The sequence below is a fragment of the Paenarthrobacter sp. CM16 genome (assembly GCF_013179505.1).
In the GTDB taxonomy this organism is placed as follows: Bacteria; Actinomycetota; Actinomycetes; order Actinomycetales; family Micrococcaceae; genus Arthrobacter.
On sequence record NZ_JABMCX010000126.1, the window covers coordinates 1 to 13,636 of the forward strand.

Consider the following 13,636-nt stretch of genomic DNA (forward strand, 5'->3'; position numbering starts at 1 on the left):
AAGGACAACCCTTTCTGGCAGCGCCTCAACGCCAAGCTCGGCGGCGACCTGGAGTTGCAAATCGCGGAGGACATCGGCGACGGCTATCCGGCCAAGTTCGCCACCGTCCTGGCCAGCAACGATCTTCCGGACATGATGTGGGTTCCGCCGAACCAGGGCATCCCCAACGTCGGGCCCATGCTGGAAGCCAAGTTCCAGGACCTGACGCCGTACCTGTCCGGTGACGCAGTCCTTGAATACCCCAACCTGGCGGCACTGAAGCCTGATTCCTGGAAAACCGCCGTCGTGAACGGCAAGATCTGGGGCGCTCCCATCCCCAGTACCCCGTTCGGCCAGGTGTACCTTGGCAACCACGATATGTGGGCGAAGGTGGGCGGCTTTGAAGCGGCAAGCGCCGATGAGTTCCTGGACAAAGCCAAGGAGCTGACCCGTCCCGGTGACCAGCAGTATGCGTTGGAACCGGCCTACATCAATGCCCTCCATATGGTCACTGAATGGTTTGGCGCCCCGAATAGCTGGGCCGTCAACAAGGACCGCACCCTGACCCACCTTTATGAGACCGACGAATACCTGGCCGGTGTGGAATTCACTGCCAAAATGTTCGCCGCCGGTGTGTTCTACCCGGACTCCAAAGCCACCGATATCCGCTCACGCGTAGCCAACGGCAGCGTGGCCGCCCAGGTGGTGGTTGGCCCGCACGATATCCGCAGCTACCGTGCCTTGAACAAGACCGCCAAGTTCGATGTCCTCATTCCGTTCAGTGCCGACGGCAAGGTCAAGCCGGTCTACGACATGGGTTACGGCACGGTGGGCTTCACGCCGTTCAAGAAGGCCGACGAGGGCAAGATCCGCGAGCTGTTGGCGCTCATCAACTACCTCTCGGCTCCGTTCGGCACTGTGGAGTACATGCAGAAGAACTTCGGCGAGCTCGGCCAGGACTACACGATCGATGCTTCCGGCAACCCGGCACGCACCGAAACCGGAACCACCAACGCCCCGGGGCTGGTATCGGCGCTGAACATCATGTCCAGCCCTGAAAACGTCATCTTCAACCCCGGGTTCGACGACGACACACGCTACGTCAGCCAGCAGGAAGAGAAGCTCCTGGAGTTCGCCTGGCGCAACCCCACCAATGGTTCCTACTCGGATACCAACGCCAAGGTAGGCGCCAAGATCACTAAGCAGCTGCGGGACAAGGTGGTGGACATCATCACGGGCCGCGCCAAGATCGACGAACTCAAGGACGCCGTCAAGCGCTGGAAGAGCGAGGGTGGGGACAAGATGCGCGACGAGTACCAGGCCGCGTTGGACCCTAACGTGCCGGTCTTCAGGAGCTAGCCTCAAACCAATAACGAACCAACGCGCATTTTCACAGAACACAGCAGGGGGAACCATGGCAAAAGCAAGCACCACCGGAGTCCGGCCCACCATCCGCATGGTGGCCGAGCTGGCGGGCGTGTCCACCGCCACGGTTTCCTACGTGTTGTCCGGCCGACGCGGCGATGCCGGACCCGGAGTCTCAGATCCGACGGCGGAAAAGGTCAAGGAGGCTGCGGAGCGGCTTGGCTACCGCCCCAACCAGGCCGCCCGGGCCATCCGGACGGGCCGCACCAACACGGTGATCCTGTCCCTGACAATGCTGTCCGATCCTTGGTCACTGTCAGTGATTGAGGCCGTTCAAAAGGCGTCCGCTCCGTTGGGAATCACGCCAATGATCCTTGGGGACGCGGATTGGGTCAAAGTACTCGGCACGCACAATGCCGATGCTGTGTTTGTGGATGCCGTCCGTCCCGACCAGCGGCAGGCCCTGCTCAAGCTGGCGAAACATGGAACAACGCTGGTGGTTTTTGACGAGAAGGTGCCCGCGGACGGCTTCGATGTGATCCGATCCATCGCCGGGCCGGGCTGCCGCATGGCCGTGGAGCATCTGCTCCACGGCCACCGCAGGATCGCTTGCCTGACTCCTGCTACGGCGGCCGGCACGTCCGGTGGCAGCAGGTACCGGGCGTATGCCGAGGCGTTGAAGCATGCGGGTATTGCCGAACGCGAGGATTATGTGGGGTTGTTCGATGGCACCAGCGCAGGGGCGTACGCGGCAGCGACCCGGGTGCTGAGCCTTCCGGATCGGCCCACGGCCGTCTATGCCACCACCGATTTCGCGGCAGTCAGCGCCATCAACGCAGCCCAGCGCCTGGGCCTGGCCGTTGGCACGGATGTGGACATCATCGGCGTCGGCAACACCGTGGAAGGCGAAAGGATGTCGCCGTCATTGAGCACGGTTGGCCCCGTGGATTTCTTCGACAAGCTTGCCCGGCTGCTCCTGCGGCGGGCAACCGGTCACACCGACACCGGTCACGCCGACACCAGCGCAGCAGATGAACCCGGGGTCCTGGATTTCCCTTGGCACTTGTTCGTGCGTGAATCGGCGCCGCACCGCAGCGCCGCAACCAGACTTTACTAAGAAAAAGAAGAAGGAAACTGCACACCATGGAAAAGGATTTGAAGGTCGGCATCGTAGGTTTCGGCCTGCGTTCGGGGCTGTGGAAACATGCCCACAAGCCGGGCCAGGGCTCGGAGGTCACCATTGTTTGCGACCTCAGCGAGCGGGGACGGGCAGACGCCGCAGAACGGATCCCCGGCGCACGCGTCACCGGGGACCTTGAGGAACTCCTGGCCAGCGGGATTGACGCCGTCCTGGTCCTGACCCCCGATAACCAGCACGCCGCCGTCGCCGTCCGCACGCTTAAGGCGGGCATCCCCACCTTCTGCGAGAAGCCGCTGGACATCACAGTGGACTCCGCGGACTTGATCCTCACCACGGCCTATCAGACCGGCACCCGGCTGTACGTCGGCCACAACATGCGGCACATGCCGGTTGTAGTACAGATGCGCCAACTCATCGAAGACGGCCGGATCGGCGAGGTCAAAGCGGTCTGGTGCCGGCACTTCGTGGGCCACGGTGGGGACTACTACTTCAAGGATTGGCACGCCCAGCGCGCCAACGTCACTTCGCTGCTGCTCCAGAAAGGTGCCCACGACATCGACGTGATCCACTGGCTTGCCGGCGGATACACCAAGCGGGTTGCCGCCGTCGGGGATCTTGCGGTCTACGGTGACGTGGCCAATCGGAGCAACAACGCCGGCAAGCGTATGGGGGACTGGTTCTCCATGGACAACTGGCCGCCCACGGAGCAGAAGGACCTGGCGGAGGTGATCGATGTCGAGGACATTTCCATGATGAACATGGTGTTGGACAACGGTGTTCTGGCTTCCTACCAGCAGTGCCACTTCACGCCTGACTACTGGCGCAACTACACCGTCATCGGTACCAAAGGCCGGATCGAGAACCTGGGCGATGGGCCGGGGGAGACCATCAATGTATGGACCAGCCGCACATCGGGCTACGCGGTGCCGGATGAGATCATCACCATCCAGGACGGCGAAGGCGGTCACGGCGGTGCGGATCCACGCTTGATCGAGGAGTTCCTGCGCTTTGCCTCCGAGGGCGGCCAGACTCAGACCAGCCCGGTTGCGGCGCGGCAGGCAGTGGTGGCCGGCATCCTGGCGGCGGAATCACTCCGCGGCGACGGCTCTGCGCGCGAGGTCCCGGAGCTCCCTGCCGCACTGGTGGAGTACTTCGACGCCGGCCAGCCCGCCTTGGTCCGCGACTGACGGCAAGCGGTTAGCTGGAGCTGGACAGTTCCACGAGCTCGGTCATGACGGTTTGAAGTGACTCGCAAACCGTCATGACCGATTTCCGTTTGAGGGTCTCCGGCCGAGCCAAAATGTCGATCTTGCGCACCGAATTCACTCCGGACAGCGGACGCAGCACCACTCCGGCATCCAACACGCGGCGCGCTGTGAACCGCGGCAGCAGTCCGATTGCACCGCCCGCTGACACCAGCGCGGCAACGGTCGAATAGTCGTTGATGCGGTGCAGGACCTCGGCCGGCCTGCCGCTCACGGCAACGACGGCGGCCAACACGTCCGCGGGGGAGTAGCCGTCACGGCTGGTCACCCAGGATTCACCCACGACGTCGGATGGTTTCAGTTCCGGCCGGGCCGCCAGGGGGTGATCCGCGGGGAGGGCGATGTCCAGGGGCTCGTCTGCAAGTGGAATCACCGCGACCTTGTCCTCCGGCCACTGCGGGCTGTTGTCCATCCGGTGTGCCAAAACGAGGTCGTACCGTGCGGCCAACCCGGGGAAATCCTCCTGGGCCACATCCTCATCGGACAGTCGCAGCCTAGGCGACTTCCCGCCGTCGGACGCTGATCCGGACGCCAGCAGCGCCGCCAACGGCGCGAACAACGCCTGTCCTGCGCTGTGAAACGCGCTGACGCTCACGGGCGCATCCGGAGCATCGTGATAGGCGCCGATTGCTGCCCGCGCATCTGCCATGGCGTTCACGACGGCGGCACCCGCCTCGGCGAGGACGCGGCCGGCATCGGTAAGCACCAGCGCCCGGCCCTCCTTGCGCGTCAGCGGCACGTCCACTGACTTTTGCAGCAGGGCGAGTTGTTGCGAAACGGCAGACGGGGTGACCATCAGCGTCTCTGCCACGGCCTTCACGCTGCCCAGGTCGCCGAGCTCACGGAGCATCTGCAACTGATGAATTTCCATTAGCAAATCCTAAATCGTTGATTGAGAAGAATCTAGTTGTGCTAAATCGTGCGCGGGGCTCTAATGGACTCAGCAGCAGCGAAGCAGCCCAGGCAGTGAGGAATCCCATGAAGGCTCTCTACAAATCCGGACCCCACGCGGGGTTCGAACTCGTCGAACGTCCTGAGCCCGAAGCGGGCCCCGGCGACGTCAAGATCCGTGTGATGACCACCGGTATCTGCGGCACCGACCTACACATCCAGAGCTGGGACGCCTGGGCCCAGGGCATCATCGAAACGCCCCTCATCGCCGGCCACGAGTTCTATGGCGAAGTCGTGGAAATCGGCGACGACGTCCGCGACGTCAAGGTAGGGGACCGGGTCTCCGGCGAGGGCCATGTGGTCTGCGGGATCTGCCGAAACTGCCGCGCCGGCCGCCGCCAGATGTGCATTCACACCGTGTCCGTCGGCGTGCAGCGCGATGGAGCTTTTGCCGAATACGTCGTGATCCCGGAAACCAACGTCTGGGTTCACCATGACGAGTCCGTCACTCCGGAACTGGGTGCGATCTTCGATCCCTTCGGCAACGCCGTCCACACCGCACTGAGCTTCCCGCTGGTGGGCGAAGACGTGCTGATCACCGGAGCCGGACCGATCGGACTCATGGCCATCGCGGTGGCCCGCCACGCAGGTGCCCGCAAGATCGCCATTACGGATGTCTCCGCTCCGCGACTCGAGCTGGCCCGCCAGATGGGCGTTGACCTGGCCGTGGACGTCTCCAAGATGCGCGTTCGCGACGCCCAGCAGGAATTGGGGATGCGCGAAGGGTTCGATATCGGCCTGGAAATGTCGGGACACCCCACGGCACTGCCTGAGATGATCGACAACATGAACCACGGCGGCCGCATCGCCATGCTCGGCCTGCCCAGCCAATCCATTGACATCGACTGGGGCAAGGTCGTCACGCACATGCTCACGCTCAGGGGGATCTACGGGCGCGAAATGTTCGAGACCTGGTACGCCATGAGCGCCATGCTGTCCTCCAACCCCGTGCTGCACCGAAACATCTCCGCGGTAGTCACCGACAAGCTCGCTGCCAAGGACTGGGAGAAGGGCTTCGAGATCGCCCGGAACGGCACCGGCGGCAAAGTGGTCCTCGACTGGACTGAACTCTAACCCCACCGGACTGTAACCCCACCGGACTGCCACCCCAGCCGGACGTGAGCCCGGCCCCACAACTTCAGGAGCACCCCTTATGTACTCAGCCATCAAAGACCAACTGCAGGGCGAACTGGAGGAGATCCGCAGCGCCGGACTCTTCAAGACCGAACGCCACATCGATTCCCCGCAGGCCAGCCACATCGCTGCGGGCCAGCTCGGCCAGCCCGCCAATAAAGTCTTGAATTTCTGTGCCAACAACTACCTGGGCCTGGCTGACCACCCGGACATCATTGCCGCCGCGAAGTCCGCGATGGACGAGCGCGGCTTCGGCATGGCGTCCGTGCGTTTCATTTGCGGCACCCAGGATCTGCACTTGGAACTCGAGACCCGTGTCTCCCAGTTCCTTGGTACTGAGGACACCATCCTTTTCTCCAGCTGCTTCGACGCCAACGGCGGCGTGTTCGAGTCACTCTTTGGCCCCGAAGACGCCATCATTTCCGACTCGCTGAACCACGCCTCCATCATTGACGGGATCCGCCTGAGCAAGGCCAAGCGCTTCCGCTACGCCAACCAGGACATGGCCGATCTCGAAGCCAAGCTGGTTGAGGCTTCGGGGTCGCGGCGCAAGATCATCGTTACCGACGGCGTGTTTTCCATGGACGGGTACCTCGCACCGCTCGAAGCCATCTGCGACCTCGCCGAGAAGCACGACGCCTTGGTCATGGTGGACGACTCCCACGCCGTTGGCTTCATGGGCCCCACCGGCGCCGGCACTCCCGAGCACGCTGGTGTTTCCGAGCGCGTGGACATCTACACCGGCACCTTTGGTAAAGCACTTGGCGGCGCCTCGGGTGGCTATGTGTCCGGCCGCGGCGAGATCGTTGCGATGCTCCGCCAGAAGGCCCGCCCGTACCTGTTCTCCAACTCGCTTGCGCCGGCCATCGTTGCTGCCACCATCAAGGCGATCGAGCTTGTCCAGGAATCCGGCGACCTCCGTACCCGACTGTTCGAGAACGCCGCCCTGTTCCGCCGCCGCATGAGCGAGGAAGGCTTCGAACTCCTCGACGGCGAACACGCCATCATCCCGGTCATGTTCGGTGACGCAGTGATGGCTGCCAAGGTGGCCGACGAGATGCTCAACAACGGCGTCTTCGTCACAGCGTTCAGCTTCCCCGTAGTGCCGAAGGGCGTGGCCCGGATCCGCGTGCAGCTCTCCGCCGCACACAGCGCCGACGACGTCGAAGCGTGCGTCCAGGCGTTCGTCAAGAGTCGCGCCGCAGTCGCCTAAGACCGACGCTCTCGCATGTCCCGCGGGTTTGGGGCGGATGCTCTCTCACTTCCTTCACGAGAGTGAGAGAGCATCGGCTTCCGGGCTAAAGGTGCCGGATGAATCTTTCCGGGGCGTCCAGAAATGACCGCCAATTGGTGACCAGATCCAGGTCGGACCATTGTCTTTGCCGCAAGCCCCACTGCCCGACTTCAAGTATCCGGGCACCCGGAAGTGCGGCAAGCAGCGGCGAATGGGTAGACATAATGACCTGTGACTTGCCTCCATCCAACAACTCTTTCAGAACCGACAGCAGGCTGAGGCAGCCGTTAAAGGAGAGGGCCGATTCCGGTTCATCCAATACCCATAGCCCAGGCCCGCGGAAACGGTCGAGAGCAAGCTCAAGGAACGATTCACCATGAGACATGTCGTGGAAGGGCATATCGCCGTGTCTGCTGGGGTTGTTCTCCAGGTAAGTGAAAAAGCCGTGCATGGTCTCAGCCCGGAGGAAGTAACCACGCTTGCTGCTTCCTGCGTTACGGATGAGCTGCAGGTGGTTGCCCAATTCGGATTCCGTGGACCTTGTGGTGTGCCGGGCCCCAGTTGAGCCGCCCTCCGGGGACAAACCGTAGGCCAGGGCGATTGCCTCCACAACTGTCGACTTACCAGAACCGTTTTCGCCCACGAAGATGGTTGCAGGCGACAGATCGAGGCCTTCTTCCAGAAGCTGTGCCACCGGAGGAAGGCTGGCCGGCCATTGGCGGCGGTCCAGTGCTTTGGCGGGATCTTCCGCTACTCGCCGGAGGGGGTGGTTGAGGTGCATGCCGTCATTGTTGCAGCACTGGCCGACGTTGAAGCCCAGGGACCCGGCGCCCATTGAGTACGGGATGTGGGAGAAGGTTTCCCTGAAGGGCGCGGGATGTGGGAGAAGGTTTCCTTGAAGGGCGCGGGATGTGGGAGAGCGTCCGGTCTGTCAGGATGGAGCCATGGCTTCGACTTATGACGTGGTAATCGTTGGCGGCGGCATCGGGGGACTGTCCTTGGCGGCGGCTCTCGCAGGCAAGTGCACAGTTGCCCTTGTCGAGGCTGAGCAAACGTTGGCTTTCCACACCTCCTCGCGTTCTGCCCGGCAACTCATCCCCAGCTACGGCCCGGCGGTGGTGCAGGACCTGACCATTCGAACCTTGGAGATGCTGGCAGCACGCGATGCCGCGGCGGCCGAACCCATCCTGACTCCGCGCGGCTTCATGCTGGTGGGCGACGAAGAAACGGTTCGGGCCGAGGCCAGCGGGAACATGCACGCCATCACCCACGATGAAGCGATGCGCCTTTGCCCGGCTCTTGATCCGGAGTCGTTCACATCGGCTGGACTGGATAACGGCTCCTTCGGCTGCAATGCCCCACTCCTGCTGGAAGAACACCGCCGCACTGCAGAGGCTGCAGGCGTGGACATCATCACCGGAGCCAAGGTCCACTCGGCGCAGCGATTGGGGAGCGGCTGGCAGGTGGGCGCCGGCACTGAGGGTTTCCAGTCCGGCGTCGTGGTTAATGCCGCAGGTGCCTGGGCGGACGAGATGGCCGTCATCAGCGGTGTGGAGAAGCTGGGACTGCAGCCCTACCGGCGGACGGCTGCGATCGTGAATGTCGAGAACCCCTTGAGCCCGCAAACGCCTATGGTGTGCGCCGCTGATGACTCGTTCTACTTCCGCGCCGAAGGCAACCAGGTGCTGATTTCGCCGTCGGAAAGCGTGCCTAGCGGAGCCGAAGACGCCAAGCCGTATCCCGGCGATGTGGATGCGTTGATCAGCAACCTCAACACCGTGACAACGCTGGGGATCCGCTCGGTGGACCGCGCGTGGACGGGCCTGCGGACCGAAGCCGCGGATGGCGTCCCGGTGGTTGGATTTGATGCTGAAGCGCCCGGCTTCTTCTGGCTGGCAGGGCAGGGCGGCTACGGTTTCCAGACGTCGTCCGCCATTGCGGAACTCGCCGCCGGATTGATCCTGGGCACAGTCAATGCGGACAGTCCGGAATCCCGGACAGCGGAGCAGCTCGCAGCCACACGCTGGTCCATCCGGCGCTGAACAATAGGGTCATGAGCGGAAACAGGAACGGGAACACCGGCAGCACACTCATCACCAACATCGGCGAACTGATGACGCAGGACCTGGAGCATCGGGTCCTGAAGGACGCTGCAATCGTGATTGAGGGCGAACGGATTTCCTGGATTGGTGCGGCCAAGGACGCCCCTGCCACCGACCAGAGGATCGACGCCGAGGACCGTGCCGTCCTGCCGGGCTGGGTCGATTCGCATTCGCACCTGGTCTTTGCAGGAGACCGCACCGCTGAGTTCGAGGCCCGGATGGCCGGCGAAAGCTATAGCGCCGGAGGTATCGCCGTCACCACAGGTGCCACGCGCAGCGCCGGCGACGACGAACTTACCCGCCTGGTGCGGGACCGCGTGGCCGAGGCGGTCTCACAAGGAACAACATATTTGGAGAGCAAGACCGGGTATGGGCTCGACGTCGACAACGAGGCCCGCAGCGCCCGCATCGCCGCAGCCGAAGTTGATGAGGTCACTTACCTTGGGGCGCACCTTGTCCCGAAAGGCTCAGATCCCGAGGAATACACCGACCTGGTGTGCGGTCCGATGTTGGACGCCGTCCTGCCGTATGTTCGCTGGGCTGATGTGTTCTGCGAACGGGGGGCGTTCACGGAGGACCAGTCCCGGCGGGTCCTGACGGCAGCGAAAAAGGCAGGCTTGGGCTTGAGGGTTCACGGCAACCAGCTCGGGGAAGGCCCTGGCGTTGCCTTGGCCGTGGAGTTCGCGGCTGCCAGCGTGGACCACGTTAACTACCTCTCGGACATGGACATCCGGGACCTCGCGGGAACCTGGGCGGACTGGGATCCGGCAACAGGTCGAGGAAAAAGGGGCACTGTGGCAACCTGCCTTCCCGCCTGCGACCTCTCCACCCGCCAGCCCTTGGCGCCGGGCCGTGAATTGATTGACGCCGGGGTACAGATCGCCTTGGCAGCAAACTGCAATCCGGGAACTTCGTACACCAGCTCCATGGCCTTCTGCGTCACCACGGCAGTGCTTCAGATGCACCTCAGCGTCCACGAAGCCGTCCGCGCGGCGACGTACGGCGGCGCCCTGGCGCTGGGCCGGGAGTCAGGGAACGACGTCGACGGCGAACGGGCGGTGGGTTCGCTCGCCGTCGGACATCGCGCAGACCTGCACATGTTGAAAGCGCCCTCGGCCACGCACCTGGCCTACCGCCCCGGGATTCCGCTGACGCATGCGGTGTGGCGCGCCGGCGTCCGGGCTGTCTAGCAAAAGCATGAAACAGGGGCGGTGTTCCGGTAGGAACACCGCCCCTGTTTGTGCGGGAGGAAGGGATTAGGCGCAGTTGAACTTCGCGTCAGCCCAGTCGCCCCAGTCATCCCCGGCGTCATCGCCGTTCTTGTCAGCGATCAGCTCGACGTTCCGGACACCGGTGATGTCCACGGTGAGGGGAAGTGCGGCGGAATCGGCGCTGAGGACAGGAGTCCGCAACAATTCCCGGCCATCGCCTTTCACAATGAACACCACCGAACCGTGCAGGCCCTTGTTCAACTTCGCGTCATCGACTCCCACTACGGCAGTGAACCCGCTGCACTTGGCCTCGGTGGCGATGCTGATCTTCGAGTCGGCGTGGACGCCGATGCCCTTGGAGTACACGACGCCGTCAAGCCGTAACGCCGGCCCGTCACCGGCGTTTTGCTCACCGTTGGCGCGGTCCCGTTCCGCGGGGCCCCAACCGTTGGTACTGCCGATCCAGGGGAGGTCGGAGGCAAACACAGTGCCCGTCAGCACGGGAGCCGGGGGCTCCTGCGAGGTGGTGGAACACGTGAACTTTGCATCGGCCCAGTCGGCGTGGTCGTTGCCGTTGGAATCGCCGGCGTCATTGGCCACCAGTTCCACGTACTGGGCGCCGGTGACGTCCACAGTGAGTGGAAGGGGAGCGCTCGCAGCACCCAATACCGGGGTGGTCACCTTGGTGTTGCCGTCAGCTACCACGGAGAATTTCACACTTCCCCGGGTCGCTTGGGCGTCATCGATGCCCACTGTGGCGGTGAAGGCGGTGCAGTAGCCGCCGAGGTAGTAGCGGACGTTGCCGTTGGCGTGTGCGCCCAGTCCCTTGGCGTAGACGGTGCCGTTCAGTGTGAGCGCAGTGCCGTCACCGGCCCCGGTTCCGCCATTGGACTGGTCCTTTTCCACAGGGCCCCAGCCGTTGGTGGCGCTGACCCATGGGTGGTCGCTGGCGAACACGGTGGCCTGGGGTGGCTTGGGCAGGGTGCGGACGTTGGTGGTGGTGCTGATGGTCCGGCTGCCCGCCTGCCCGGACGTGGTGTTGTAGGTGGCCGTCGCAGTAATGGGGTAGTCACCGTCAGCCGAGGCAGGCGCGGTGACCTTCCACGTGGTGGTGAGTGTTCCTCCGGCTGGGAGGGTGCCTGCCGAAGAGGGCGTTGATGCCGTTGCCGACCACCCTGCCGGAAGTGCCAGGGTGATGGCCAGGTCCTTGATGGCTGCCGGTTCGTCGGAAACAAAGCTCGTCACGAAGTCCTGGGCCTTGCCTTGCTGGACCACGTCCCCCTGGAGGGAAGCAGAGAGTTGCGCACACGCCGGAACGGATTCCGAGGCCCCGAGGTCCTCCACCAGGAAGTTGTCCAAAGTGAGATCTGATCCATTGGCACTGCCTGTACGCTGCAGCCCCACAAAGTAGTCGCCGCAGAACCCGGTGTCCAGGATTTGCTCGAAACGTGTGGTGGAGGTTGCGGCATCGAGCGAATGGGTGCCAGTGACTGCCGGACCCGCCTGCGAGTCGTAGCCGGAAACCCAGGCGTACTGCCCGGCCTTGGAGTTCTGGTAGTCGAAGGAGACCTTGTATTTGTGGCCGGCCTGGAACGGCACTGTTGCCTCCGTGGTGCGGTACACCATGCCCGGGCCGCCGTCGGGGGAGCGATTTTCATCGTGTGCGATCAGCGACCACGTACCGTCCAGGACTTCGTCGATCACGTTGGTGTGCCAGCCCTTTTGGGTGAAGGGTTCGTGGCGTTCGGTGAGGTGCGTGCGCGGGTCCGTGGAGCCTCCGGCGTTGCCCTTCACGAAAGGTCCCCAGCCTTGGTCAACGTTTTCGAAGTCTTCACTGAGCACACCCGTGGTGGGCACCCGGCTGGTTGTCACCGCACGGAAGTCGTCAACGCGTACTGTTGCGTCGCCGTCGGCCGCTGTGAGGGTGACCTTGGCCTTGGTGTTCTTGTGGGGGACGTCCACCAGTACACGCATGCGCTGGAATGCTGTGCCGTGTTTCTCGTCGCCGGCCACGTAGTTTTCGGCGTTGGAGGAGTCGATGGTGACGCTTTCGGTGGTGCCGTTGACGTCCACTGAGAGGGTGGTGGGCCGTGTTTTGCCGGGCTGGATTTCCACCCAGGCGCTGACTGATTGGGTTCCGGCGTCGAGCTTTACTTCCTGGCTGATCGACGACGCCGTTGCCGCCATCTCCGCATAGCGGCGGCCTTTGTCATCGCGGACGTGCGTGACGGTGCCGGTGGGGTTCCAAGGGGCGATATCGGCGCCGTTGAAGCCGGGATCGTTGAAGGCAGTCCCTTCGCCGAAGCCGGCCTCGCGGGGCAGTTCAGCCTTGTTGTTCTTCGGGGCAAGGACGTAGGGCTGCTTGGCATCTGCGGCGACAGTCACCTGGCCATTGACTACGGGGACGTCGGCAACTTTGACGCGGCCATTGTCTGTCAGTTTGAACAGCTCCAAGGTGTCGGCTTTGGCGAACTCCTTGGTAAGCGTCCACGTGCTGGGACCGCCGGCGGGGTTGTAGTGGTAGAGCTTGTCGGCCTTGCCGTTTTCCTTGGAAGACCAGGGCAGCAGGTAGCTTCCGCCCTGTAGGACCGAGGCACCATCCACGGTGATGTTCCGTTCTGCTGCTGTGTTTCCGGTGACGGACACGCCATCGGCGAGGTCAATCCTGTCAGCTGTCCACTTGCTGATGGGGTGGTGTTGAAGGAACTTTGCGGGCACGTTGGCTGTCCAGACGTTCTCGCTGAATGCGTTGAAGTCGTTCTGTCCGGTCCAGCCCTCGAATTCCACAATGTGGCTCACGCCCAGCTTGGGGTCCGGGTTCCAGACGTCCGACTGGGTGTTGTTGATGAAGCGCAGGATTTGGGAGTTGATGCCCTTGTTGGTGGAGCCTCCGTACTTCTCGTCGTTGGCCCAGTGTGACCAGGTGTTGTTCCGGGCCAGGTGGTCGGCCCATTCGGAACCCACCCGGAAGCCGTTCTTGACCAGCTCCTGTTGCAGGCGCTCGGCGAGCCAGCCGAACTCGTAATAGACGTCCACGTAGACAAAGTCCAGGTTCTTATCAGTGGCCTCGCGGAGTTCCTTGATGCGCTGCGCGAGCTTACCGGAGGTGATGTCTGCACGCTGGTTCATGTAGTACGACTGGTCCAGCCAGTTCCAGCCCAGGCCCTTGTCTGCCCGGAGGAGGTCTTCGCTGAATGACTTGGCTTCCGGGTAGATTTCCGTGGCGTTGATATGGACGCCGAAGCTGGCATTCC

General features: G+C 63.3%; 10 protein-coding genes. 7 read left to right on the plus strand and 3 right to left on the minus strand.

Annotated elements, in window-relative coordinates:
- From HP499_RS12555 to HP499_RS12565, 3 genes are all read left to right on the plus strand, one after another.
- A partial coding sequence (locus tag HP499_RS12555) for a sugar ABC transporter substrate-binding protein (protein ID WP_172324388.1) occupies positions 1-1,338 on the plus strand: 1,338 nt, incomplete at its 5' end.
- Between the two features lie 55 nt (positions 1,339-1,393).
- On the plus strand, positions 1,394-2,461 hold the full coding sequence (locus tag HP499_RS12560; protein WP_172324389.1) for a LacI family DNA-binding transcriptional regulator: 1,068 nt from the start codon (positions 1,394-1,396) through the stop codon (positions 2,459-2,461).
- 17 nt (positions 2,462-2,478) lie between these two features.
- Entirely contained in the window at positions 2,479-3,672 is a 1,194-nt protein-coding gene (locus tag HP499_RS12565; RefSeq protein WP_172324397.1) for a Gfo/Idh/MocA family protein, read from the plus strand.
- Positions 3,673-3,682: 10 nt separating this feature from the next.
- Here the strand turns inward: HP499_RS12565 and HP499_RS12570 are convergent, their stop codons facing one another.
- Entirely contained in the window at positions 3,683-4,621 is a 939-nt protein-coding gene (locus HP499_RS12570) for a LysR family transcriptional regulator (RefSeq protein ID WP_172324390.1), read from the minus strand.
- Positions 4,622-4,728: 107 nt separating this feature from the next.
- Here HP499_RS12570 and tdh point away from each other — a divergent pair, with 107 nt between their 5' ends.
- Together tdh and HP499_RS12580 are read left to right on the plus strand one after the other, a co-directional pair.
- Entirely contained in the window at positions 4,729-5,775 is a 1,047-nt protein-coding gene (tdh, locus tag HP499_RS12575) for an L-threonine 3-dehydrogenase (protein ID WP_172324391.1), read from the plus strand.
- A gap of 79 nt (positions 5,776-5,854) precedes the next feature.
- A complete protein-coding gene (locus HP499_RS12580; RefSeq protein ID WP_172324392.1) occupies positions 5,855-7,048 on the plus strand; it encodes a glycine C-acetyltransferase in 1,194 nt (397 codons plus the stop codon).
- Between the two features lie 85 nt (positions 7,049-7,133).
- Here the strand turns inward: HP499_RS12580 and HP499_RS12585 are convergent, their stop codons facing one another.
- Positions 7,134-7,850: an AAA family ATPase gene (locus HP499_RS12585; RefSeq protein ID WP_172324393.1), complete on the minus strand. Its 717-nt coding sequence runs from the start codon at positions 7,848-7,850 to the stop codon at positions 7,134-7,136.
- Positions 7,851-8,013: 163 nt separating this feature from the next.
- Between HP499_RS12585 and HP499_RS12590 the strand changes: the two genes are divergently transcribed.
- Together HP499_RS12590 and hutI are read left to right on the plus strand one after the other, a co-directional pair.
- Positions 8,014-9,111: an FAD-binding oxidoreductase gene (locus tag HP499_RS12590; RefSeq protein ID WP_172324394.1), complete on the plus strand. Its 1,098-nt coding sequence runs from the start codon at positions 8,014-8,016 to the stop codon at positions 9,109-9,111.
- Positions 9,112-9,122: 11 nt separating this feature from the next.
- Positions 9,123-10,361: an imidazolonepropionase gene (gene hutI / locus HP499_RS12595; RefSeq protein WP_172324395.1), complete on the plus strand. Its 1,239-nt coding sequence runs from the start codon at positions 9,123-9,125 to the stop codon at positions 10,359-10,361.
- Between the two features lie 66 nt (positions 10,362-10,427).
- Here the strand turns inward: hutI and HP499_RS12600 are convergent.
- Positions 10,428-13,636: NPCBM/NEW2 domain-containing protein (locus tag HP499_RS12600; RefSeq protein WP_172324396.1), on the minus strand; the 3,209-nt coding region annotated here is incomplete at its 5' end.